Origin of the sequence: Exiguobacterium aurantiacum (assembly GCF_024362205.1) — a bacterium.
Taxonomy (GTDB): Bacteria; Bacillota; Bacilli; order Exiguobacteriales; family Exiguobacteriaceae; genus Exiguobacterium; species Exiguobacterium aurantiacum_B.
In genome coordinates this window covers 1,032,021-1,055,334 of record NZ_CP101462.1, presented here as the reverse complement: position 1 = coordinate 1,055,334, position 23,314 = coordinate 1,032,021, and the positions used below count along the sequence as shown (strand labels likewise).

Below are 23,314 nucleotides of genomic sequence, written 5' to 3'. Positions count from 1 at the left end.
CTTAGCTCGGGTCATAGCGTAAATGAATCAGTTCCATCGGTTGATCGTACACTTCCTCTTGAATCCGATTTAACTCGATGAACGCCTCATGATTTAAAAAGGCGATCGCCTGCTCGTTCGAGCTTTCGACGTACAGTTCGATCGGTTGAACTTTACGTTCGCGCAGATGCGTCAGTAGGACCGTTCCGAGACCTTGTCGGTGATGGGCCGGATGAAGATAGAGTCGTAGCACTTCCCACGTGTCCCCGCGGTCGATCGCATGATAGAACCCGATGACGTCGCCTTCGGCTTCACCGACAATGAACAACTGCTCTTTCGCTTCCTCGCTTGAACTGATGGCGCGGACAATCTCTTCTTGCTGATAAGCCCGTTCCATCACTTTTGAACGAACCTCATCTTGTTCACTGACCGTCGCGAGCGCAATGTCGCGGATGGTGGCGGCATCTTCTGGTACGGCTTCCCTGATCTTCATAACGGCATCCCCCTTTTGGCCAATCTAGTAGTATCATTCCCCATCAACAAAAAAATATCCTGCCCGCTCATTACTTTTTGATGTCGAAATGAAGGAAGACGTTATTTTCCATTTTGACTCGGGTATAAGAGTATCAATGCCAACTTACAAAAAGGAGTGTTACTATGGAACCGAAACTACAACACGATCCAAAAGTAGAGCAAGCCAATCATCCAAATCGTCAGTTTGACCAATCGAATGCAGGTGGCCCTAAAATCACCGTCGTGACGGGGATGCTGCTCGGTGCCCTTGTCGGCGGTCTGCTCGCTTTACTTAGTACATCCAACCGCGAGAACACGAAACAGTCGCTTTCGACCGCGAAATCGTCGGTCGGCGGCCTCGTCGATACGGTCAAACAAGATCCGGCCGGAAAGGCCTCACAAGTCATTGACCAAGTGAAATCGGCTTCTGGAATCATCCAAGAAGTTGCGACTGACGTTCAAAACGTATACGAGAAAGTCGCTGGTGAAGTCGATACGGTCAAAGAAGACGTGAATAAAGTCGTCGGCACGGCGCAAGAAGCGAAATCAGACTTACAAAATATCGGTGAAAAAGTCGTCGAAGCGAAAGATACGGCGCTCGGTCAAGAAAACTCGTCTGACACGTCATCAAGCAAGAACGAATCATCGAACGACAACAAAACACAAGCCTAAATAAAAAACGACCTTTCGCTGAGAAAGGTCGTTTTTACTGTTTTATACGAAGCGTTTCGCGCCTTCTTCAAGCACTGCCGCTTTGTCCGTTTGCTCCCATGGGAGTTCAACGTCTGTACGACCGAAGTGGCCGTAAGCTGCTGTCTGCTTGTAGATTGGACGGCGAAGGTCGAGCATCTTGATGATGCCGGCCGGACGGAGGTCGAAGTTCTCACGAATGAGTTCGACGAGCTCAGTCTCGCTCAATTTGCCAGTGCCGAACGTATCGACCGCAATCGATACCGGGTGGGCAACGCCGATCGCGTAAGCGAGTTGAACTTCTGCTTTGTCAGCAAGTCCCGCTGCAACGAGGTTTTTCGCTACGTAACGAGCCGCGTACGCCGCTGAACGGTCAACTTTGGTTGGATCTTTACCTGAGAACGCGCCGCCGCCGTGGCGAGCGTAACCACCGTACGTATCGACGATGATTTTACGTCCTGTAAGGCCTGCATCCCCTTGTGGTCCACCGATAACGAAGCGGCCCGTCGGGTTGATGAAGTATTTCGTGTCCGCGTCGATGAGTTCAGACGGGATGACCGCATCGATGACGTGCTCTTTCAAATCAGCTTGGATTTGCTCGAGCGTGATGTCTTCCGCGTGTTGTGTCGAGATGACGATTGTGTCGATGCGAACTGGGTTGTTCGCTTCATCGTATTCGACCGTTACTTGCGTCTTACCGTCTGGACGAAGGTAAGCGAGCGTGCCGTTCTTACGAACTTCTGCCAAACGACGTGACAATTTGTGAGCGAGTGAAATCGGGAGCGGCATGAGTTCAGGTGTCTCTTTTGTTGCGTAACCGAACATGAGACCTTGGTCACCAGCACCGATCGCATCGATTTCTTCTTCAGTCATTTGTCCTTCACGAGCTTCGAGCGCTTGGTCGACACCTTGGGCGATGTCTACTGATTGCTCATCGATCGATGTGAGGACCGCACAAGTCTCTGCATCAAAACCATATTTCGCGCGTGTGTAGCCGATCTCACGAACTGTTTCACGAACAACTTTCGGGATATCCACGTAAGTTGATGTTGTGATTTCACCTGCTACGAGCACGAGACCTGTTGTGACAGATGTCTCAGCCGCAACGCGGGCGTTTGGATCTTCAGCTAAAATTGCATCCAAAATCGCATCTGAGATTTGGTCACAAATTTTATCCGGATGTCCTTCCGTGACGGACTCCGAAGTGAAAAGTCGACGGTTCAAGTTTGCCATTTCGAAAAACCTCCTATAATAAGGGTGATGTGTGGACGGTACTCGTTCCCCTTACGCGTTGCTTTGGGACGGTAATGAAAAAAACCTCTCGCCATGTTCAATGGGAAAGGTTGAATCGTTCTTCCTTACCCTCTTATCGTTCGAAGCTTGCGCTTCGCTTCAGGATAGCACCTTTTCCGAATAACAATGACAAATCGGACGGTTGCTGGGCTTCGTAGGGCCTTGTTCCCTCCACCGCTCAGAATAAGAGTATCCGTTACGAAGACCATCATATAAATGACACCCCGTTCTGTCAAGCGTATCGACCGAATTCGTCAAACTTTTCACAAACATCCAATAGTTATGTTTGTGAAATATCAAACATTTTTTTGACGGTTTTGGTTTTTGTACTATGACCTGGTACAGAATATGTTAGAATGACAGTGTAAGAAAGCGCTTACTTTAAAGGGTAAAAAAGGCTTGTTTTTGATTAGTATGTCACATATAATAAAAACGTCATACTAATAACACGCGGAAGTATGCGGATTTCATCCACATCTATTTAGGGGAAAGGTGGGATTCAGGATGGCGACAACGCTCCTGAAAATCGAAGAATTAATTAAAGGTGCCGACATGATGCGGAACTTAACAGTTCCAGAATTGGTGGAAGAAGCCATTCGCAACGGGGAAGGCGTACTGACGAAAGACGGGGCTTTATCGGTCAGTACAGGTAAATTCACAGGACGGTCACCGAAAGACAAATTCGTCGTGCAAGATGAAGTCAGCAATCATTTAGTAGACTGGGGTCCGGTCAACCAACCGATCGCAGAAGAAAAGTTCACGGCACTGCTCGATAAAGTGCTCACGCATCTCGAGACGAAAGACAAACTTTACTATCTCGAGGCGTCTGCTGGGGCAGACGAGCATTATACGCTTCCGGTGCGGGCCATCACAGAATATGCGTGGCACAACTTGTTTGCCAAACAGTTATTCTTGCGCGAGTGGCCGACGAAAGGTGCCTTTGATCCGTTCACGGTCATCTATGCACCGAGCTATAAGGCCGACCCGGCAGTCGACGGCACGAACTCAGAGACGTTCATTCTCGTCTCATTCGCCAAACGGACCATTCTGATCGGGGGAACAGAATACGGCGGCGAAATTAAAAAATCGATCTTCTCGGTCATGAACTTCTTGTTACCGGAACAGCACGTCCTATCGATGCACTGCTCGGCGAACGTATCGGACGCCGGCGAGACGGCCCTTTTCTTCGGATTATCGGGTACCGGGAAGACGACGCTATCGGCCGACACGGAGCGTCATTTGATTGGTGACGACGAGCACGGCTGGTCTCCAGACGGTGTCTTCAACATTGAGGGCGGTTGCTACGCGAAGACGATCAATTTGTCGCGTGAGAACGAACCGCAAATCTATGACGCCATCCGGTTCGGTTCGTTGATTGAGAACGTCGTTTTGGACGACTCGCGCGCACCGGACTATAAAAACATCTCGCTCACCGAGAACACACGGGCCGCCTATCCGATTCAATTCATCGATAACGCGATGCTCCCGTCACGGGCGGGACATCCGAACACGATCGTCTTCTTGACGGCTGACGCGTACGGGGTGTTGCCTCCGATCAGCAAATTGACGAAGGAGCAGGCGATGTATCACTTCTTGTCAGGCTACACGTCGAAGCTCGCCGGCACGGAACGCGGTGTCACTGAACCACAAGCGACCTTCTCGACGTGCTTCGGTTCACCGTTCTTGCCGCTCGCACCGGAGCGCTACGCCGACATGCTCGGCACGTTGATCGAGAAACATGACGTCGACGTCTATCTCGTCAATACGGGTTGGACCGGCGGCGCATACGGCGAAGGATCACGGATGAAGCTCGCCTACACACGGGCGATGGTAAACGCGGCCGTCAACGGAAAACTGCGTGACGTCGAGACGACGCGCCATGATATCTTCAACGTCGAGATCCCACGCCACATCGATGGCGTGCCGGACGACGTGCTCAACCCACGGGGCACATGGAAAGACGGGGCCCGCTACGACGCCGAGGCGGAAGCGCTCGCCCGGAAGTTCCAAGACAACTTCAAACGATTCACGAAAGCGAGTGAGGCGGTCGTCGCGGCCGGCCCGATTATCGTTTAATAAAAATGACTAGTGCCTGTTGGCACTAGTCATTTTTTTGTGCGACGGACAACATCCAGTCCATCGCCTCATCGGTCGTCTTCCATTTTTCCCAGAACGGGAGTTGATGGGCGAACGGGACGACCCAAAGTTCGGCCCGCTCCCCCATCCGTTCGGCCACGGCCGTTGCATGACGGAGCCGCACTTGCTCATCATCGGTCCCGTGAATCAATAACGTCGGGGCTTCCCAGTCCTTGTAAAGGGGTGAGCGCTCCACGTAAGCCTCCCGCGCCGCTTCCGGGTCACCCCCGGTCATGCGGCGCAACATCTTCCGCATCGAGCGCTGTTCTTCATACGTCCACTCGAGATTGGTGACACCCGCCCATGACGTCACGGACGTGAGCGGCCGCTCCGCAGCGAGCGACAACGCCATCATGCCCCCGCGCGAGAATCCGAGCGCATGGATCAACTGATCCGTTCGACTGACGCGATCATAGAGGGACAAGACGTCTTCTAAGTCCGCCCCGCCGAAGTCCTCTTTCCCGCTTCCCCCGTGATTCCCCCGATAGACGGGAGCCACGACATGAAAACCTTTGGCCGCGAACTGCATCAACCGGGGCAAGCGCACGTCCCCGATGCGTCCGGTCCCACCGCGCAAATAAAACAGGACGTGCCCGTTCGGCCGCTTCGGTGTAATTGTATAGGCGACGACGTCCTCACCGTCACGCGTTGCGTACCAGCCGCGGTGGACCGCATAGCCGGCGTACGGCGGAAGGACCTCGAGCCGGTCAAACCAATCGTTTTTCATGGAGCACCTTCATCGTTTCCGGTAGCACCCGGTCCTTCATCATGAAACTGTACCGGTTGTTCCGGAGCAGATTTGTCGGCAGTTCCTTCATCAGGACAGCGCCATCGGTCTCGTCGACCGCCGGATGATCGTCAAAGCGTTCAATCTCAGCAAAATAAATATTTTTGATGACCGTGTCCCCGCGTCCGAGCACGCGATACTGGCCGAGATAATGCAGCGTCTTCACGACACCACCCGTCTCTTCATATACTTCCCGAATCGCGGCGTCATCCTCGTGTTCGCCAGGCTCGACTTTTCCACCCGGGAACTCGAGCCCGCGTTGTTTATGCTTCGTCAGCACCCATTGATTCTCATATCGGGCGACGACCCAGACGTGGAGCGGCGTATCCGAAAATGGATAGTGCGCGAAGCTCAACTCGACTTTATTGTGATAGTAGTCCGTGAATGTCAACATAGTCCATCCCTTTCTTTCCCCTGTCTACTCTCACTTTACCTTGTCTTCCCCCAGTTTCAAACAAAAAAATAGGCCCGCCGGAGCGGACCTACTCGAAATTACTGGTTCAAACGCTTTTCAAGCTCAGCTTTTTGCTCTTCGTAACCTGGTTTTCCAAGCAACGCGAACATGTTCGCTTTATACGCCTCCACACCTGGTTGGTTGAACGGGTTCACTCCGAGAATGTATCCGCTCATCGCGCACGCCTTCTCGAAGAAGTAGAACAAGTAACCGAGGTGGTACGGCGTCATCTCCGGCAATTCGACGACGAGGTTCGGAACTTCTCCGTCCGTGTGGGCGAGGAGTGTTCCTTCAGCTGCCTTGTCGTTCACGAATTGAATCGTTTCGCCGGCGAGGAAGTTCAAGCCGTCGAGGTCTTGCGCATCTTCTGGCACGTTCATCGCGTGACGGACGTTCGTGACACGGATGACCGTCTCGAACAAGTCACGACGACCTTCCTGGATGTATTGCCCCATCGAGTGGAGATCGGTCGAGAAGTCGACTGCCGCCGGGAAAATCCCTTTGTTGTCTTTTCCTTCTGACTCGCCGTAAAGCTGTTTCCACCACTCTGATACGTAGTGAAGGGCCGGTTCGTAGTTGACGAGCAACTCGATCGACTTGCCTTTCGCATACAAGGCGTTACGGACGACCGCATATTGGTACGCCTCGTTCTCAGAGAGTTCTGGTGACGAGTACGCGTTTTGTGCGTCGCGTGCACCTTCCATGAGGGCGTCGATATCGATCCCTGCCGCCGCGATTGGAAGGAGTCCGACCGGTGTGAGGACCGAGAAGCGGCCGCCGACGTCATCCGGGATAACGAACGTTTCGTAGCCTTCCGCATCCGCGAGCGTCTTCAAGGCGCCACGGGCACGGTCTGTCGTCGCATAAATGCGCTCACGAGCGCCATCTTGACCGTACTTGTCTTCCATGAACTGTTTGAGGACACGGAACGCGATCGCCGGTTCTGTCGTCGTTCCCGATTTCGAGATGACGTTGACTGAGACGTCTTTGCCTTCGAGCACCTGGAGCAACTCCGTCAAATAAGTTGACGAGATGTTGTGACCGGCGAAGAAGACTTGTGGCGCGTTACGCTCTTCTTTAGACAATACGTTGAAGAATGAATGTTGGAGCATCTCGATGGCCGCGCGTGCGCCGAGGTATGATCCACCGATCCCGACGACGACGAGGACGTCCGAGTTCTCACGGATTCGTTCCGCGGCCGCTTTGATGCGGGCAAACTCATCCGTATCGTAATTTGTTGGGAGGTCGACCCACCCAAGAAAATCGCTACCTGCCCCGCTACGGTCATGGATGACCGAATGCATTGCTTTCACGGTTTCTTGCAATTGATCGACTTCATGTTCCCCGACGAAAGACAGGGCGTTTGAATAATCGAAACGTACTGTTGACATGTCATTTCCTCCTTTAAATCGCTCATTGACGAGCCATACATGACCCATCATAAACGGAAACGTCGGATTCGTTCAATCATTATTGCAAAATAGGCATTAAATCGCCTTATTTACTCAGTTCAAGAATTGCCGCCACGTCTTCACGTTCGAGCGTACGGAAGCGACCGAACGCACCACGTTTCATCGCCGAATCAAGGATGGCGTCGAACGTCGACTCATCGATGTCATAGTCACGGAGCGAGCTCGGTGCACCGAGTTCATCGAAGAACGCACGGACGGCTGCAATCGTCTGTTTTGCCGTCTCGAGGTCGTTACCGGCCGGTTCAACGTTGAATACTTCTGTGCCTAGGCGGGCGAAACGTGCTGCATTGTCTTCGTCGAGTACATGTTCCATCCAGCGCGGGAACAGAATGGCGAGTCCGCCTGCGTGCGGGATGTCATGGACGGCCGAGACCGCATGCTCGATATTGTGTGACGCCCAGTCTCCCGAAGCGCCCATTTGGAGCACACCGTTCAAGGCGATCGTACCTGAGAACAAGATGATGGCGCGCAAGTCGACATTCTCCAAGTCATTGACGAGTTTCGGTGCCGACTCAACGACCGCTTTCAAGACGCCTTCGGTCATGCGCTCTTGGACCGGTGCATGGTTCGGGTGGAAATACTGCTCGAAGCAATGGCTCATCATGTCGACGATGCCGTAGATCGTTTGGTCTTTCGGTACCGATACCGTGTAACGCGGGTCGAGGATCGAGAACGTCGGATAGACGAGCGGGTGGCCCCAACCGTACTTCTCTTGTGTCTCCCAGTTCGTGATGACCGAGCCCGAGTTCATCTCAGAACCGGTGGCCGCGAGCGTGAGCACCGTACCGAACGGGATCGCTTCTGTCGGAATGTGGTCGCGGAGCACGATGTCCCATGCGTCGCCATCATACGGGATGGCAGCCGAGATCAATTTCGTGCAGTCGATGACCGAGCCGCCGCCGACCGCGAGCAACGCGTCGATGTTCTCTTCGCGTGCTTGTTTGACTGCGCGACGGACCGTCTCGATGCGCGGGTTCGGCTCGACACCTGAGAAGTCGACGAAGTCGATCGAGGCGTTGTTCAGTTCCGCCACGACTTCATCATACGTCCCATTTTTCTTGATGCTCCCGCCTCCATAGACGAGCATCACTTTCTTGGCGTCAAGCGCCTTCAACTCGCCTGCGAGTTTTTCAATCTGATGCGTCCCGAAAATGAGTTTCGTCGGGTTCTTGTATTCAAAGTTGTGCATGATTCATCCTCCTTCGAAAATATGTAACACCTACACTATATACCCTGTTTTTTGTGATTGAAAAGCAATCAGCCCTGAGCGTAGATACGGTCGATGATCGTATGGAGCGTCACCGCCTGTTCGGCTTGCCGGTACGACGGCTCCTGACGGCACGCCTCGAGGAACGTTTGAATCTGTCTCGCATACGGGTCTTCGAGCGCGAGATGGGCCGGTGATTTATCGAACAACGCGCCGTGTTCTTCTGTATGGATGACGAGTGGGAACAGCGACGCCCCGCCCTCCGTTCCTCGCAATTCGACCCGCATCGTGTCCGCCGCCTCGATGTTGGCCATGAAACTCGCATCTAAGATCAAGGAGGCCCCGTTGTCGAACGTGACCATCGCCCGGGCCGTGTCTTCGACCGAGAACCCGTCCGCGTCCCAGTCGCCCATCAGACCGACACCAGGCCGTGTTCCAAGATATTGACCGACGTGACCGACCACGTCGACCGGTTTCGGATAGTCCATCAAATAGAGCGCCAAGTCGAGCATGTGTACCCCGATGTCGAGCAAAGCGCCGCCGCCTTGCAGTTCCTTATCCGTGAACACGCCCCACCCCGGTATGCCGCGACGGCGGAGAGCGAGCGCGGTCGCCGCATAGACGTGACCGAGTTCGCCGGCATCGATCATCCGTTTCAATAGTTGTGTGTCGGACCGATGCCGGTAGTGGAATCCATAATGCAGTGTTCGCTCGGCTTTCTTAGCCGCTTCTAACATCTCGTTCGCCTCGTAAGCCGAGATGGCCGGCGGTTTCTCGCAGAGGACGTGACAGCCGGCCTCGAGTGCGGCAATGACTTGTTGTTTATGTAAGGCGTTCGGTGTACAGATGCTGACCGCATCGAGTGTCTCTTCGGCGAGCATCTCCTCGACCGTGTCGTACACCCGTTCGATTCCGAACTGCTTCGCCACCGCCTCCCCGCGTTCGCGTGTCCGATTCATAACGGCGACGACGTCTGCGCCTGCTGCGATGTATTGCGGGATGTGGGCGGTCTTGGCAATCCCGCCCGTACCGATGATTCCGATTTTCATGGTCCTCACTCCTTTTCTGTACTGTTCGTGAACGTGTGGGACATTTCCTGTACAAAAAAAAGACGACCTGCACAAGGCAGGTCGTCTCAATCACTTACTTTTTGAAGTTCGTGTTTTTGATCCAGTCTTCGAGCTTGTCCTTGAGGACAGTGAAGCCTGGTGCTTCTTCTTGCTTGAAGTTTGAAGCTTCGTTGCGGCGTGGTGCGCCACGACGAGCTGGCTTAGCCGACTTCTCGCGTTTTGGAGCTTCTTGTGTCGCTTTCATTGAAAGCTTGATTTTCTTAGATGCTTCATCAACATCAAGAATTTTCACTTCAACTTCTTGACCGACTTGAACGTACTCGTTCACGTCTTTCACGTAGTCGTGTGAGATTTCAGAGATGTGGACAAGACCTTGAGTCTCGTCGTCGAGTGCGACGAACGCACCGAAAGGTTGGATTCCTGTTACTTTACCTTTTAAAACTTGATCTTTTTCGTATTTTGCCATTACAAACACTCCTATGCTAAATTCATCAACTTACTATAACATACTTTTTTCGATAAAGTGTACAAATTAGTAAAAAAGATTATTTGGGATTGTTTTTGTGTTTCAAAGTCGACGGGTCGGGTAAATACAAATCAAGCAAGACTTCAAGTATTCCCCCCTGATTCCGCTAGGCTAACGCCTAGCCCTTTTTTTGTTCAAAAACTTGTAAACGGTTGCTGCGCGGCCACATCAAACACCGTTTCCCCCATCATTTCATTCAACATGATTGCGTTTCGATACACTGCCATCCCCAAATTCGTCGCTGCTGGACCGTGCGAATGTTCTAAATTCGTATGGGTAAATAAACTTCCCGCCAATGTCGTCTTCGTCGCAATCTGATAGCGATTGTTGACACGCCACTGCTGGTCCGCCTCCCATTCAATGTCGAACCGTTCGACCCATGTCGGGATGCGCGGTCGATATCCGGTCGCCGCCACGACCGCATCATATTCACCCGTAAACGATTGCCCCGTATATTGTTGCGTCCCTTCGACAGTATAAACGATTTCGTGTGCGATGTGCTCGATTTCAATCTGAGTGTACAGGTTCGTCGCTTGATCACTTCCGTCCGCCGTCCGATGATACAAAAATCCATAAATCGCCCGAAGCGTCTCAGGATTGACCCCGTTCCGGAACCGCTCGAACGCTTTCCCGAGCTGCTCCCGCTCCGCATAGGGCAATTGATTGAAATAGTCGACATACGGCAAGCTGAAAATTTCCTCGCCGAGCTTACCGCTCTCTAGTGATTCGAACACATCCGAGCGCGTCACCCAATCGATGCGTTGGCGCATTTTATCGGACCGGGTCAATAAGTCGAGATACACTTCAGCCGCGCTTTGACCGCTACCGATGATGACGATGCGATCGGTTTCAAGCAAGCGCTCCCGCTCCATCCGATACGAACTCGTATGGACGACATCTTGGAAGGCGTCCGGGACAAGCGGTTCTGCTCCCGTACCAATGACGACGTGACGTGACGACAGCACCGTTTCCCCATCCGGTGTCTCGACCGTGACGAGAAACCCATCCGCCGCCGGACGGACATCGGTGACCCGGTGTGAGAACTTGATCGTGTCGAGCGAGGCGGCGACCGATTGTAAATACCGGTTGAACTCCGTCCGGGGAATTGTCGGGCTCTCCTGGACGATGAACGTCTGCAGCCGGCCAACCTGCTTCAAGTAGTTCAAATAGCTGTAGCGGCTCGTCGGATCCGCGAGCGTCACAAGGTCATATAAGTAATGCGTCTGCATCGTCGCCGCTTCGAGCAACATCCCTTCATGCCAAATGAAATCGTCCCGCTCTTCAAAACAAACACCGGTCAATTCGGTCGATTCGCTGAGCGCCATCAATCCGAGATTGTACGGGCCACATCCGATCGCTATAAAATCCACTCGTTCCAATGGCTTCACCTCGCTCGTCTTTTCCCATCTATTATACCACTAAAACGTGAAACAGACCCTCATCGCTGAGAGTCTGTCACTGTCGTCGTCACTTCGAACTGTTTCATGAACCGATCGATGCGACGAATCGCTTCTTGCAACTGTTCGATCGACGTCGCGTAACTGGCTCGGACGAATCCTTCACCGCTCGCGCCGAACGCGTTGCCCGGTACGACCGCGACCCGTTCCTCGAGCAAGAGACGCTCGGCAAACTCTTCGCTCGTCAATCCGGTATGACGGATTGATGGGAAGGCGTAGAACGCGCCACCCGGCACGTGCGTCGGCAACCCGGCGTCGTTGAGCGCTTGGATGAAGTAATTGCGGCGTTGCCGATAGCTCTTCACCATCTTCGGTACGTGCTGGTCGCGGCTGCGGAGCGCCTCGAGCCCGCCGAACTGGACGAGCGTCGGGGCGCACATCATACCGTACTGATGAACTTTGAGCATCTCCCGCGTCACGACTTCCGGTGCGCACGTGAAGCCGAGCCGCCAGCCTGTCATCGCGAACGCCTTGGAGAACCCGTTGACGACGATCGTGCGCTCACGCATGTCGTGGAGCGTCGCGAAGCTCGTGAACGGCTCATCATAAGACAGTTCGGCGTAAATCTCATCGCTGACGACCCAAAGGTCATGTTTCGTCGCGAGTTCCGCGATCTCAGTGAGTTCTTCGCCTGTCATCGTCGCGCCGGTCGGGTTCGACGGGAAACAGAGGAGTATCGCTTTCGTCCGTTCGGTGATGGCCGCTTCGACGTCTTCCCGGTCCAAACGGAACCCGTTCTCCGGACGACAGGCGACCGGGACGACCGTCCCACCGGCGAGCTCGATGAGCGGCCCGTACGAGACGAAAGCCGGTTCGACGACGATGACCTCGTCTCCTGGGTTGAGGAGTGCCCGGAACGCGATATCGAGCGCCTGCGACGCTCCCGTCGTGACGATTAGTTCCGTCGCCGGGTCATAGGTGGCACCGAACCGGTCCGCCATATAACCGGCGATCTCTTGACGTAACTCGAGGAGCCCGGCGTTGGCGCTATAGGCCGTGTAACCTTGTTCGAGCGCTGCATAACTCGCTTCGCGAACGTTCCACGGCGTGATGAAATCCGGCTCTCCCACCCCGAGAGAGACGACGTTTTCCATCGTTTGCGCCAAATCGAAGAATCGGCGGATGCCGGACGGCTTCATCGAGACGACTTGTTGGGACAGCGACTTCATGGCGTGATGTTCAACCGTTTGTCTTCGACTTGTGGGGTGAATAAAATACCGTCGTGCTTATACGTCTTCAATTTGAAGTGCGTCGTCGTCGAGACGACCGAATCGAGCGGGGACAACTTATCAGATACGAACGAGGCGACGTCTTGAAGTGAGTTCGCCCGAATGACGACTTGCAGGTCGTAGGCCCCTGACATCAAGTAGAGCGCCGTCACTTCCGGGAAGCGATAAATCCGCTCGGCGACCTCATCGAAGCCACGACCCCGTTTCGGAGTGACTTTGACGTCGATGAACGCCGTGACATCGTGGCGATTGATTTTTTGCCAGTTGACCATTGCCCGGAAGCCGAGCAAGATGCCGTCCGCCTTGAACTTCTCGAGCATCGCTTCGACGGTCGCCTCATCGGTCGCCAGCAAGTTCGCCAACAGTTTCGTCTCGAGGTAGCCTTTCTCTTCGAGCAACTCGAGCAGTTCTAGTTCTTTCGATGTATACATAATTTATTCTCCTTCCGTTCTACCGGGGAACAACCCTGTGAACGTTCTCTCTGTCTGTCTCACATAGTCCCGTCGTTCGGCTTGGACGATATGGAAGTTTTTCATTTCCATATTGGCCAAACCGTGCTTGTGACAGAACCGATCAAAGTAACGACGGCGTGTCTCGTCTTGTTTGGCCGACAAGTTGTCGGTGCCGTTGAACGCATACAGCACCGTTGCACGGGCCGGGTGCCGAATCGTCCCAGCTTCACTGACACGTAAAATGAAATCCCAGTCCCAATAGTTGTAGACCGCTTCATCGAACGGTCCGATGTCATCGTGGAGCTGTTTGCGATACAACGTACCGGACGGGATGAACGTCGAGTCTTGGCGGAGCCGCTCCATATCGAGGTCGTAGGCGAACGCCTCCCAGTCGGTGACGCGCCGGCGTCCGTCCTCCCACTTGAAACGGAACAGTTCCGCATCCGTGAAGACGAGGTCGGCCGAACGGATGTCCTCGAGCGCTTGCTCGATATGGGTTGGCATGAGCAAGTCATCATCGTCGAGCAACAGGATATAGTCGCCGCTCGCTTCCTGCACGCCACGATTTCGAGCTTTGACGTGATGGTTCTCGCCGAGCTCGATATAGCGAATCGATAATCGATTCAAAAAAGGCGCCAAAAGATGCTGTTTTGGCGGCCCGTCATTATTGATCACAAGTACTTCGAACGATTCGAACGTCTGGACGACAAGACTCTCGAGCAGTTCCGTCAGTTCAGCCTCCCGGGAATGGACCGGGACGACGATGGAAACGAGCGGGTTCATCCGCGGTAAGCAGTTTCGACGTGCGGCAAGATGGCTTCCCAGCTGACGCCGTTCTCTTTTGATACCGTGACGAAATCGCCGTAGGCGAATACGCTCTCGACACCTTCGATTGTAACGAGTTTCGCGAGGAGCGGTTGGTCCGTCTCTTCGCCAGCTTTCACGCTTTGGCTTTTCGCGCCGAAAACGTTCTCTGGAAGTGTGATTTTCATTGCATTTGGATTCGGTGTTGGATCGATACGTAACATCGTGGTTCCCCCTTATAGTTGACAAGATTCTGAAGACGCGAGTAATCGTGCCGCCATGGCTCGTGTTTCCGATTCACTCGGACAGTCGCCGAACGCGTCTGTCAAGATCTGTCGAATCACTTCATCCAACCGATCAATCGAATCGAGGTGAATGAGCGCCAAGGCGATATCGTCAAACTCTGGTCCATACGACCCAAGCCCGTAACCGAGTGGGTCCCATGCTAATAATAAGTCTTCTGCTCTCATTTGTTAAACCCTTCTTTTTAGCTTGATTCAAATCGTACTCCCTCAATCTACCTCACTTTTCAGTTCGATGCCAGTGAGCGGTCGAATTTCCCTCATTTCAAAAAAGCAGTCGTCACTATATATAGTGATTGTTCAGATTGTTGATTGAATAGAAGATATGTCAAAATCTAATGAAATTCTCGTATATTTCGACATCCGGTTCATGATTGACCGCTTACATAAAATTGCACGCCTTTTCATACAAACATCAATTTAATTTTTTTCTATCTCATATCTCATCTCAAATCGGATGATAGCGCCGTTTTCGAGTAAAAGTAATCCAGGCGTCGAGAGTTTGCCGAATGTCAAGATTGCAAAACTAAATATAGGTGATTTATGATTAAAAAGACAAGAAAACGTCAATATATAGTTAACGGATATTTATCACGTTTATCTACTATTGACATCGAATCGGACAAGTTCCGCTATACCTTTATAATATCTACATCTGAAAAAGGAGTGATCGTTTTGACATCACCAATCCACCACGAGACGATGTTGGCTGCTACGCCAACACTGACTGACGTCTCAACATTGATCCAATCATTAAAACAACGCTACCCACAGCTCAGTGTTGAACGATACGAAGAACGGGCCGTCCGGGCGCTCGAAGGAAAGACACTGACACAAGATGTAGTATATGAGCTCTTGACGATGCACGCCCTCGACATGTTGAAGGCTGAAGAGCCGGACTGGACGTTCGTCGCCACAGAAATGTACTTAAACCGCCTCTATTTAGAAGCGGCCCGTAACCGCGGCTATGACGCCTCGATGCGCTACGGCGCTCTCTATCCGATGATCGAGACACTTACGACGAAAGGCATCTTCACCTCGGCCCTACTCGATACGTACTCGAAAGAAGACATCGCCTACTTGGAGACGTTGATCGACCCGTCACGTGACCGCATGTTCACATACATCGGTCTCCGGACGTTATCAGACCGTTACCTCGGTCGCGACCACGTCAAAAACTTGTATGAGTTGCCGCAAGAACGGTTCATGGTCATCGCCATGACGCTCATGCAAAATGAGAAGGCCGACCAACGCGTGCAACTCGTTGAAGAGGCATATTGGGCGCTATCGAACCTCTATATGACGGTCGCTACCCCGACGCTCTCGAACGCAGGAAAATCGTACGGTCAGCTCAGCTCGTGTTTCATCGACACGGTCGACGACTCGCTGCGCGGCATCTATGACTCGAACACAGACGTGGCCACGCTCTCAAAAGGTGGCGGTGGAATCGGCGTCTATCTCGGCAAGATCCGCTCACGCGGTAGCGACATCAAAGGCTTCAAAGGCGTTTCGAGCGGTGCGCTCCCTTGGATGAAACAACTGAACAACACCGCCGTCTCGGTCGACCAGCTCGGCATGCGCCAAGGCTCGATCGCCGTCTACCTCGACATTTGGCACAAGGACATCTTCGAATTCCTCGATGCGAAATTGAACAATGGGGACGAGCGTCTTCGGACGCATGACTTGTTCACAGGCGTCTGCTTGCCCGACTTGTTCATGCGTACGGTCGAAGCACGTGGCGACTGGCACTTGTTCGACCCACATGAGATCCGTACGGTCATGGGCTTCAGCCTCGAAGATTTCTATGATGAGACGGAGAACGGCGGCTCATTCACCGAGAAGTACATGGCGTGTGTCAATACGCCGGAGCTCTCGCGTGTAACGGTGCCGGCCATCGACCTCGTCAAACGATACATGCGCTCACAGCTCGAGACGGGTACACCGTATATGTTCTTCCGGGATGCGGTCAACCGCGCCAACCCGAACAAACACGCCGGCATGATTTACAGCTCGAACCTCTGCTCAGAGATCGCGCAAAACATGTCGCCAACGACAATCGACGAAGAGTACACGGCGGATGGGAAAATCGTCATCACGAAGACGCCTGGCGATTTCGTCGTCTGTAACTTGAGCTCGATCGCCCTCGCCCGGGCCGTGAAGTCCGATGTCCTCGAGCGACTCATCCCGATTCAAATGCGGATGCTCGACAACGTCATCGACTTGAACACGATCGAAGTGCCGCAAGCGATGATCACGAACCAAAAATACCGCGCCGTCGGACTCGGCACATTCGGGTGGCATCACTTGCTCGCTCTCGAAGGCATCCGTTGGGAATCGGTCGACGCCGTCCAGTACGCGGAAAAGCTGTATGAGAAGATTGCTTACCTCACCATCCAAGCCTCGATGGAACTTGCCAAAGAAAAAGGCGCGTTCGGTGTGTTCGAAGGGTCAGAGTGGCATACGGGTGAGTACTTCAAGCGTCGCAACTACCGCTCACATGATGACCTCGATTGGGACGGCCTTGCTGCCAAAGTGAACCAGAACGGTGTCCGTAACGCCTATATGATGGCGGTCGCACCGAACTCATCGACGGCCATCATTGCCGGCAGTACCGCTTCGATCGATCCGGTCTATAAAAAGGTCTACTCGGAAGAGAAGAAAAACTATAAGATCCCGGTGACGGTCCCTGACCTCAACCCGGAAACGAACTGGTTCTATAAATCAGCGTTCGAAGTCGACCAACTTTGGAGCATCCGTCAAAACGCTTCGCGCCAGCGTCACATCGACCAAGCGATCAGCTTCAACCTTTACGTCAAAAACGACGTCAAGGCGACCGAGCTCCTCTCGATGCACCTCGAGGCCTGGTCACTCGGAATGAAATCAATCTACTACACGCGTTCGACGACCGTCGAAGTCGACGAATGTGAATCGTGTTCTTCGTAAAAATATACTTCTAAAAAATGATAACCATGATAAATTTCCGCTTCATCGTTGACTTCTCGAACTTTAAATTTTAACAGTAAAAAATATTTGAATTTGAAACGTAAATTGATAGTAGATATGGAGGTAACAAAATATTGAACTTCCAAATTGATAAGACGAATAAAGGTGAATATTATTTTCGAATTGTAGCAAACAATGGAAAGATTTTAGCTCACAGTGAAGGCTACATTAATTTAAATGATTGCGAGCATGCCATTGAATTAATTCGAAAAAATGCTAGTAACTCTTTAGTCAAAAAAGTCTATTGAATAAGAGTGATTCTTAGTAATGAAGTTTGTTCAATAATGTATCCTTTTATTTCACCCTAAAAGAAAGGTGGGACCAACCATGAACGTCGCAATCGTCTATAGTTCGATGAGCGGGAATACAGAAGAGGTCGCCGAGTTGATTCAGGCGACCCACGCCGATCGGGGCGACCGTGTCGTCTTGTATGAAGCGGACCGCATCGGCCATCGGGAAGCCCAATCACTCGCCACGTACGACCTCGTCTACTTCGGGTCATACACGTGGGCGGACGGCGTCTTGCCGGACGAGATGAAAGACACGTTCCGTCTTGTCTTGAAAGAACTTGATGTGCCGCTTCGCCAAGCCGCCGTGTTCGGGACGGGCGACAAAATGTTCGTCCACTTCTGTCGGGCGGTCGATGAGATGGCCTACCACCTTTCGAAATATGGGGTTCCCCTCGCCGGTGAGACGTTGAAAATCGAACAGTCGCCGCGCAATCAACCGTTCAACGTCCGACATTGGGCCGAACGGTTGGCTAGAAACACCGAAGAAGGAGTATATGTCCATGACCATTCAAAAAATCAAACTACTGTCGCCCAAACATCCTAACCGGGCGACTGCCATTATCGGGGGCGAGACGAGTTCCATCGTCAATTGGAACGACATCGCCTACCCGCAGTTCTATACCATCTATAAACAGTTGCTCTCGAACTTTTGGATCCCGGATGAGATTTCGATGTCCAAAGACATGCAGCAATGGCCGCAGTTAAGCGAGCGTGAACAAGATGCTTTCAAACGTATCATCGGATTGTTATCGATTCTCGACTCGGTGCAGACACGCTATATCCTCGAGTCATCGATGTTCTCATCGGACTCGTCGGTGCATGCCGTGCTCGCCGTCATCGCCCAGCAAGAAGTCGTCCATAACCAATCGTATAGCTACGTCCTCTCGAGCCTTGTCCCGTTGAGCGAACAAAATCGCATCTTCGATATCGCCAAAGACGACGAGATGGTCATGAAACGTAACCAATTCATCTTGGACTTATATGAGGACTTCCGGGCCGACCAGACGGCCGAGACGTTCGCCAAATCGCTCGTCGCCTCGATCATTCTCGAAGGCATCAACTTCTATTCCGGCTTCGCCTACTTCTACAACTTGGCCCGTCACCAGAAGATGGTCGGCACGTCGACGATGATCAGCTATATCCAACGCGATGAGATGCAACATTCGTATTTCGTCAGCCAGTTGCTCCGGGCGGTCCTGACGGAAAACCCGGAGATTGACGCCGACGGCAGCTTCAGCCAGTTCGTCTATGACACGATGGCGGAAGCCGTCGACCTCGAGGTCGAATGGTGCGAATACGTCCTTCGTGACCTCGACGGGCTCGATGTCAGCGAGATGCGCGATTACGTCAAGTACCTCGCCAACAAGCGTCTCCGTGTCATCGGCTTGAATGATTTGTATGAAGGGTTCAACGAAGACGTCATGCCATGGATCCGTGCCTATTCGGACGATTCGTTGAATGCGACCAAATCTGATTTCTTCGAACAAAAATCGCGTTCGTACGCAAAAGTCACCGACGCCAACGGCTTCGACGACCTATAAACGCAAAATGCCCCGACTCGTGAAGAGTCGGGGCATTTTTATACTAGATCAGCATTAATGATAGGCACGTACGTATTTTGCGATTCCTTCAGCAACGCCTTCCGCCATCCGTTGACGTGAGGCGTCACTCCGTAAATGCGTGATGTCTTGTGGTGAGGAGATAAAACCGAGTTCGACGAGGGCCGATGGCATCGTATTATAACGAATGACATAATAGTTCGCCGTCTTGACACCACGGTTCGTCATCCCTGACATCTTACCCATCAAATGTGACTGAATGTCCGTCGCCAGGACACGGCTCTTCGCGCTATGAGCAGATGATGACGAGTAGAACGTCTCAACACCCTTTGCGTATGGTGTGGTCGCAGCGTTCGTATGCAGGCTGACGAACAAGTTGCCGCGAAGCGTTTTCGCCGTCTGAACGCGTTGATCGAGCGTCAAGTAGACGTCCGTCGATCGCGTTAGCCGGACTTGATAGTCATACTTCGAACGAAGATACGCCTCGACGCGTTTCGTCACGTCGAGAACGACCGTCTTCTCGTAGAGCGACCCGTTCACCGCTCCCGGGTCACCGCCTCCATGTCCAGCATCGAGGACGATGACGGCGTTGCTCGTCGCGCTCGGCTTGAGCGTCATCGCGTAAGCCGTCGAGATGTAGCCATCGCGTCCGTTGTACTTAATTTTATAGAACCCGTTCGTCGAACCGTAATGATCGACTTGAGTGCCATGGGCGAGTCGACCGAGAATCGTCGAGCTCGCCGAGGCGCTCGCCCGGACGTTCAAGACGTCACCCGGTGTGTTCGTGTACACTTTCCCTTTTGGCGTGGCCGCAGGCGCAGCCGGGGCCTTCCCGGCCGATAGCCATGACGTCGGGGTATAGAACGTCTCCGTACCGATATAGACGACCGACCAGCTCGAATTATGTTTGCTGTATGTCACGGCCGTATACTTCGGCAACACACGGGCGACCGGTGATGATTGAATCGTCTTTTTATATAGGTTGGCATTCCGGTTCGCGTATCCTGTTACTTTTTGAACGACCGGCGGCTTCGTCGCCGGTGGCGGCGTTACTGCCGGAGCGCCTGGACTGATAAAGGCTGTTGGTGCATAATACGTCTTGCTCCCGATATAAACGATCGACCAGCTCGAGTTATATTTACTCGAGACAACCGCCGTCTGGGCAGGTAGCACTTTTAATACCGTCGAGCGTTGATTGCGATATCCGAACAACTTTAACTCACGGTTGGCATGGCCATTCTCTTTTACTACAGTTGGCTTTGCTGCGCCCGCCGTGATGAATGCTGTTGGTGCATAATACGTCTTGCTCCCGATATAAACGACCGACCAACTCGAGTTATACTTGCTCGAGACGACCGCCGTCTGGGCAGGTAGCACTTTTAATACCGTCGAGCGTTGATTGCGATATCCGAACAACTTTAACTCACGGTTGGCATGGCCGTCCTCTTTTACTACAGTTGGCTGAGAAGCGACCGTTTTCGGGGCGATATAAGCTTTGGCAGCGTAATACGTCTTCCCGTCAACGTATACTTTTGCCCAAGACGAGTTATGGACGACATATTGAACCGTCGTACCTTTTTTAAGCGTCCGATAGATTTTCGCCTTGCTATAGGCTGAAACTCGGATGTTCAAGTTGACGGTCGTCACGCCTGTCGAAGTGGCCGTTTGCTTCGTCACCGTCGTAGCTGGTGCGGTGATTCGCTTAATATACTGAGCCGAAGCATAATACGTGCGACTATTTAAATATATTTTGCTCCATTCTTTATTATGAGTACCATATTTTACTTTTGTTCCTTTTTTTAGCGTTTGAATCAATTTCCCGTTCGTACTCGGTGTAGCTCGTACATTCAGATTGACAGTTGTTTCTCCTTCCAAAGTAGCCGCTTCAGCTGACGGTATTTGGATTGAAAACAACAAGACGATCATAATGAGGACAAGTTTAAAAAGCTTCATATTCATCCAAAATATTCCTTTCTTCTACGCGCATCGCAACTGACAACACCTTCATGGTAGCACATTGCTTTTATTAAAAAAGTAAATATTTGAAAAAATGATGAATACTTTTTACAAAAAAGGGGAATGTTTTTTACCCTTGTTTTCGAACAATCCAGAACGAATCGGCACCATACCGCTCGGTCTCAATCACGAAATTTTCCGGGAGCTGGAAAGCTGCAGTCAACGAGCCGTTTGTTTGGAGCGGAGGGTCTGGCTGACGGATCACGAACCCATCAAGTCCTTCCACTTCAGCAATTTTAAAAAATCGCGTCAAATGCCCTTCTCGCTCTCTATATCGGCTTGCCTCCTCGAAAGGTTTAGCCTCTATCCCACCCCAGTACCGTCCTTCGACATATGCCGAATAAGTGCGGACCGATGCTTCGGTGATTGGGTCCGGGGTATGGTCGAAGCGGCCGAAGTCCCGTGACGACTTGTCTTCGATTAGCGAGACGATTTCCGCGAATAGGTCAAATCCGTTCATGTCGGCAAGCTCCATGACCGCCAGTTGGACGGCTTCGATATGTCGTTGCAACGATCCTGGCGTCGCGGACACCTTCAATTTCTTATCGCCTTCGTAGGCGTTTAAGATGCGTCCGACTTCCCCCGCTTCGCGCACGAGCCGGTAATACGTCCGGTCCTCTCTCGTCTCGCCCTTCCCTATCGCTTGCTCCGTGAGGGTGATGGCATACTGGTTCGCCAGACACGTCGATATGACGAAGACGTCCATCAGTTCTTCTCGCAGGGCGATTCGATCGTCCGCATAGAGCGCCCCTCCGACCTCGCCCACTTCTTCTAACAGCCGGGCCAACCCCGACAACGGCCTCCAATAGCCGCCTAAATGAATGATCATCCGATCGATTCGTCGTTGTAATTCCTTCATGTTTAATCACCTATCCATCCTCTATATTTACCGCTTGCGTGGTATACTATGCTCAATCTAATCGTTAGGAAAGGGGCTATGCATCGTGTCACCAGCCAGACTATGGCAATTACTTCGCTTCCTGCTTGTCATCATCGGGCTCGTCTTCGTTATTTGGGGACTGAGCGTCCTCTTCACGTACACATATCCTTTCGTGTTCGCTCTCTTGTTATCCTTGTTGACGGTCCCGCTCGTCAATTGGTTCGAGCGTGAGACCAAGTTGCCACGCGCCCTCGGCACACTCGTATCCTTATTGATCGTCATGAGCGTCGTCAGCGGGGTGATTGCCATCGTCGTGACACAACTCATTCGCTACTTGACGATCGCCGCCGAAAAACTGCCTGCCCAGATTGAAACGTTTACCGAATACATACAACGCATGTTCAATGAAAAACTCGCCCCGCTGGTCAATGATGCGTACGAAAGCATCCAACGGCTGAACCCCGGCCAAGCGAACTCGCTCGAAGGTGGCATCACCGAAATCGGCGTTCAACTCGGGGCCGCGATTGGCGTCTTGTCTCGAGGTGTCGCCGGCTTGTTGCAAGACATCCTCAGCGCGTTGCCGCTCGTCTTGCTCTTGTTCATCGTCATCGTGCTCGCCTGGTTCTTCATCACGAAAGACTGGCCGGACTATATGCGGTCCATCGCTCGCTTGAATGAACGAAAAGGCTTCAAAGAGTTTGAGCTCGTCATGACCAATTTGCGCTCGGCGCTGTTCGGTTACGTCCGCGCGCAATTGACGCTCATCTCGATCACGTTCGGAATCGTCCTAATCGGCATGTTCATACTTCGTGTCGACAACCCGTTTTCGTTCGCCCTGCTAGCGGCCATCTTCGATTTGTTGCCGTACCTCGGTGTCGGGACACTGTTATTGCCGTGGGCCGCCTATGCTGCCGTGACGGGGGAATGGTTCCTCGCCATTGGGCTCGTCGTCCTCTACATCGTCGTCATCGTCCAGCGTAACTTGGCCGAACCAAAAATCGTCGGCTCTCACATCGGCCTTGACCCGCTCGCCGCCCTTATCTCGATTTTTGTCGGGCTCCAGCTGTTCGGAGTGCTCGGCTTCATTTTAGGACCGGTACTGGCCGTCCTGCTCAAAGCCCTCTATAACGCCCAAGTGTTCCACTATATGTGGAAGTTCGTCATCGGGCCGACGACACCAAAAGAGCGATGACGC

General features: G+C 52.6%; 23 protein-coding genes and 1 riboswitch. Of the genes, 7 read left to right on the top strand and 16 right to left on the bottom strand.

All coding sequences use genetic code 11. The features are described from left to right. Position 1: 1 nt before the first annotated feature. Complete coding sequence (locus tag NMQ00_RS05490; protein ID WP_114167468.1) at positions 2-472, bottom strand: GNAT family N-acetyltransferase; 471 nt, start codon at positions 470-472, stop codon at positions 2-4. A 164-nt stretch (positions 473-636) separates the two neighbouring features. On the opposite strand from NMQ00_RS05490, the gene NMQ00_RS05485 reads away from it, so the two are divergent. Next, positions 637-1,164 (top strand): hypothetical protein, encoded by a 528-nt coding sequence (locus NMQ00_RS05485; protein ID WP_255178273.1) that lies wholly within the window; start codon positions 637-639, stop codon positions 1,162-1,164. A 42-nt stretch (positions 1,165-1,206) separates the two neighbouring features. Here NMQ00_RS05485 and metK read toward each other — a convergent pair whose 3' ends face one another. After that, entirely contained in the window at positions 1,207-2,415 is a 1,209-nt protein-coding gene (gene metK, locus NMQ00_RS05480) for a methionine adenosyltransferase (RefSeq protein WP_255178272.1), read from the bottom strand. A 130-nt stretch (positions 2,416-2,545) separates the two neighbouring features. Continuing rightward, a riboswitch (SAM riboswitch) is annotated at positions 2,546-2,665 on the bottom strand. Between the two features lie 314 nt (positions 2,666-2,979). On the opposite strand from metK, the gene pckA reads away from it, so the two are divergent. Then, the gene (gene pckA, locus NMQ00_RS05475) at positions 2,980-4,551 is read left to right on the top strand and encodes a phosphoenolpyruvate carboxykinase (ATP) (RefSeq protein ID WP_255178271.1); all 1,572 of its coding nucleotides are present in this window, start codon (positions 2,980-2,982) and stop codon (positions 4,549-4,551) included. 25 nt (positions 4,552-4,576) lie between these two features. Here pckA and NMQ00_RS05470 read toward each other — a convergent pair whose 3' ends face one another. The 12 genes from NMQ00_RS05470 to NMQ00_RS05415 all read right to left on the bottom strand — a co-directional run bounded on the left by NMQ00_RS05470 (position 4,577) and on the right by NMQ00_RS05415 (position 14,539). Next, positions 4,577-5,338, bottom strand: a complete 762-nt coding sequence (locus NMQ00_RS05470; RefSeq protein ID WP_255178270.1) for an alpha/beta hydrolase family protein — start codon at positions 5,336-5,338, stop codon at positions 4,577-4,579. Then, positions 5,319-5,792 (bottom strand): RNA deprotection pyrophosphohydrolase, encoded by a 474-nt coding sequence (gene ytkD, locus NMQ00_RS05465; protein WP_214751835.1) that lies wholly within the window; start codon positions 5,790-5,792, stop codon positions 5,319-5,321. Before ytkD ends, NMQ00_RS05470 begins: the two co-directional genes overlap by 20 nt. Before the next feature lie 98 nt (positions 5,793-5,890). Then, on the bottom strand, positions 5,891-7,243 hold the full coding sequence (locus NMQ00_RS05460; RefSeq protein WP_034778329.1) for a glucose-6-phosphate isomerase: 1,353 nt from the start codon (positions 7,241-7,243) through the stop codon (positions 5,891-5,893). A gap of 106 nt (positions 7,244-7,349) precedes the next feature. Next, positions 7,350-8,513 (bottom strand): iron-containing alcohol dehydrogenase, encoded by a 1,164-nt coding sequence (locus tag NMQ00_RS05455; RefSeq protein WP_255178269.1) that lies wholly within the window; start codon positions 8,511-8,513, stop codon positions 7,350-7,352. A 68-nt stretch (positions 8,514-8,581) separates the two neighbouring features. Continuing rightward, the gene (locus NMQ00_RS05450) at positions 8,582-9,580 is read right to left on the bottom strand and encodes a Gfo/Idh/MocA family protein (protein WP_255178268.1); all 999 of its coding nucleotides are present in this window, start codon (positions 9,578-9,580) and stop codon (positions 8,582-8,584) included. A gap of 94 nt (positions 9,581-9,674) precedes the next feature. After that, positions 9,675-10,067, bottom strand: a complete 393-nt coding sequence (gene yugI / locus NMQ00_RS05445; RefSeq protein ID WP_016509788.1) for a S1 domain-containing post-transcriptional regulator GSP13 — start codon at positions 10,065-10,067, stop codon at positions 9,675-9,677. A 194-nt stretch (positions 10,068-10,261) separates the two neighbouring features. Next, entirely contained in the window at positions 10,262-11,497 is a 1,236-nt protein-coding gene (locus NMQ00_RS05440; RefSeq protein ID WP_255178683.1) for a lysine N(6)-hydroxylase/L-ornithine N(5)-oxygenase family protein, read from the bottom strand. Positions 11,498-11,565: 68 nt separating this feature from the next. Then, positions 11,566-12,753 carry an aminotransferase gene (locus NMQ00_RS05435; RefSeq protein WP_255178267.1) on the bottom strand — a complete coding sequence of 396 codons (1,188 nt, stop codon included), beginning with the start codon at positions 12,751-12,753 and terminating at the stop codon, positions 11,566-11,568. Then, the gene (locus NMQ00_RS05430) at positions 12,750-13,244 is read right to left on the bottom strand and encodes an Lrp/AsnC family transcriptional regulator (protein ID WP_021065542.1); all 495 of its coding nucleotides are present in this window, start codon (positions 13,242-13,244) and stop codon (positions 12,750-12,752) included. The genes NMQ00_RS05435 and NMQ00_RS05430 overlap by 4 nt, the downstream gene beginning before the upstream one ends. A gap of 3 nt (positions 13,245-13,247) precedes the next feature. After that, positions 13,248-14,048, bottom strand: a complete 801-nt coding sequence (locus NMQ00_RS05425; protein WP_255178266.1) for a glycosyltransferase family 2 protein — start codon at positions 14,046-14,048, stop codon at positions 13,248-13,250. Further along, positions 14,045-14,293: a NifU N-terminal domain-containing protein gene (locus NMQ00_RS05420; RefSeq protein WP_255178265.1), complete on the bottom strand. Its 249-nt coding sequence runs from the start codon at positions 14,291-14,293 to the stop codon at positions 14,045-14,047. The genes NMQ00_RS05425 and NMQ00_RS05420 overlap by 4 nt, the downstream gene beginning before the upstream one ends. A gap of 12 nt (positions 14,294-14,305) precedes the next feature. Further along, positions 14,306-14,539, bottom strand: a complete 234-nt coding sequence (locus NMQ00_RS05415; protein WP_255178264.1) for a DUF1871 family protein — start codon at positions 14,537-14,539, stop codon at positions 14,306-14,308. Positions 14,540-15,046: 507 nt separating this feature from the next. On the opposite strand from NMQ00_RS05415, the gene NMQ00_RS05410 reads away from it, so the two are divergent. From NMQ00_RS05410 to NMQ00_RS05400, 4 genes are all read left to right on the top strand, one after another. Then, on the top strand, positions 15,047-17,314 hold the full coding sequence (locus tag NMQ00_RS05410) for a ribonucleoside-diphosphate reductase subunit alpha (protein ID WP_255178263.1): 2,268 nt from the start codon (positions 15,047-15,049) through the stop codon (positions 17,312-17,314). Between the two features lie 134 nt (positions 17,315-17,448). Beyond that, positions 17,449-17,622: a YegP family protein gene (locus NMQ00_RS16370; protein WP_369696454.1), complete on the top strand. Its 174-nt coding sequence runs from the start codon at positions 17,449-17,451 to the stop codon at positions 17,620-17,622. 79 nt (positions 17,623-17,701) lie between these two features. After that, positions 17,702-18,208: a flavodoxin domain-containing protein gene (locus tag NMQ00_RS05405; RefSeq protein WP_255178262.1), complete on the top strand. Its 507-nt coding sequence runs from the start codon at positions 17,702-17,704 to the stop codon at positions 18,206-18,208. Next, positions 18,165-19,205 carry a ribonucleotide-diphosphate reductase subunit beta gene (locus tag NMQ00_RS05400; RefSeq protein WP_034778351.1) on the top strand — a complete coding sequence of 347 codons (1,041 nt, stop codon included), beginning with the start codon at positions 18,165-18,167 and terminating at the stop codon, positions 19,203-19,205. Before NMQ00_RS05405 ends, NMQ00_RS05400 begins: the two co-directional genes overlap by 44 nt. A gap of 54 nt (positions 19,206-19,259) precedes the next feature. Here NMQ00_RS05400 and NMQ00_RS05395 read toward each other — a convergent pair whose 3' ends face one another. Together NMQ00_RS05395 and NMQ00_RS05390 are read right to left on the bottom strand one after the other, a co-directional pair. Beyond that, entirely contained in the window at positions 19,260-21,149 is a 1,890-nt protein-coding gene (locus NMQ00_RS05395; RefSeq protein ID WP_255178682.1) for an N-acetylmuramoyl-L-alanine amidase, read from the bottom strand. Positions 21,150-21,309: 160 nt separating this feature from the next. Then, positions 21,310-22,098 (bottom strand): MazG nucleotide pyrophosphohydrolase domain-containing protein, encoded by a 789-nt coding sequence (locus tag NMQ00_RS05390; RefSeq protein ID WP_255178261.1) that lies wholly within the window; start codon positions 22,096-22,098, stop codon positions 21,310-21,312. 85 nt (positions 22,099-22,183) lie between these two features. Here NMQ00_RS05390 and ytvI point away from each other — a divergent pair, with 85 nt between their 5' ends. Next, the gene (ytvI, locus tag NMQ00_RS05385; protein ID WP_255178260.1) at positions 22,184-23,311 is read left to right on the top strand and encodes a sporulation integral membrane protein YtvI; all 1,128 of its coding nucleotides are present in this window, start codon (positions 22,184-22,186) and stop codon (positions 23,309-23,311) included. Positions 23,312-23,314 lie beyond the last annotated feature (3 nt).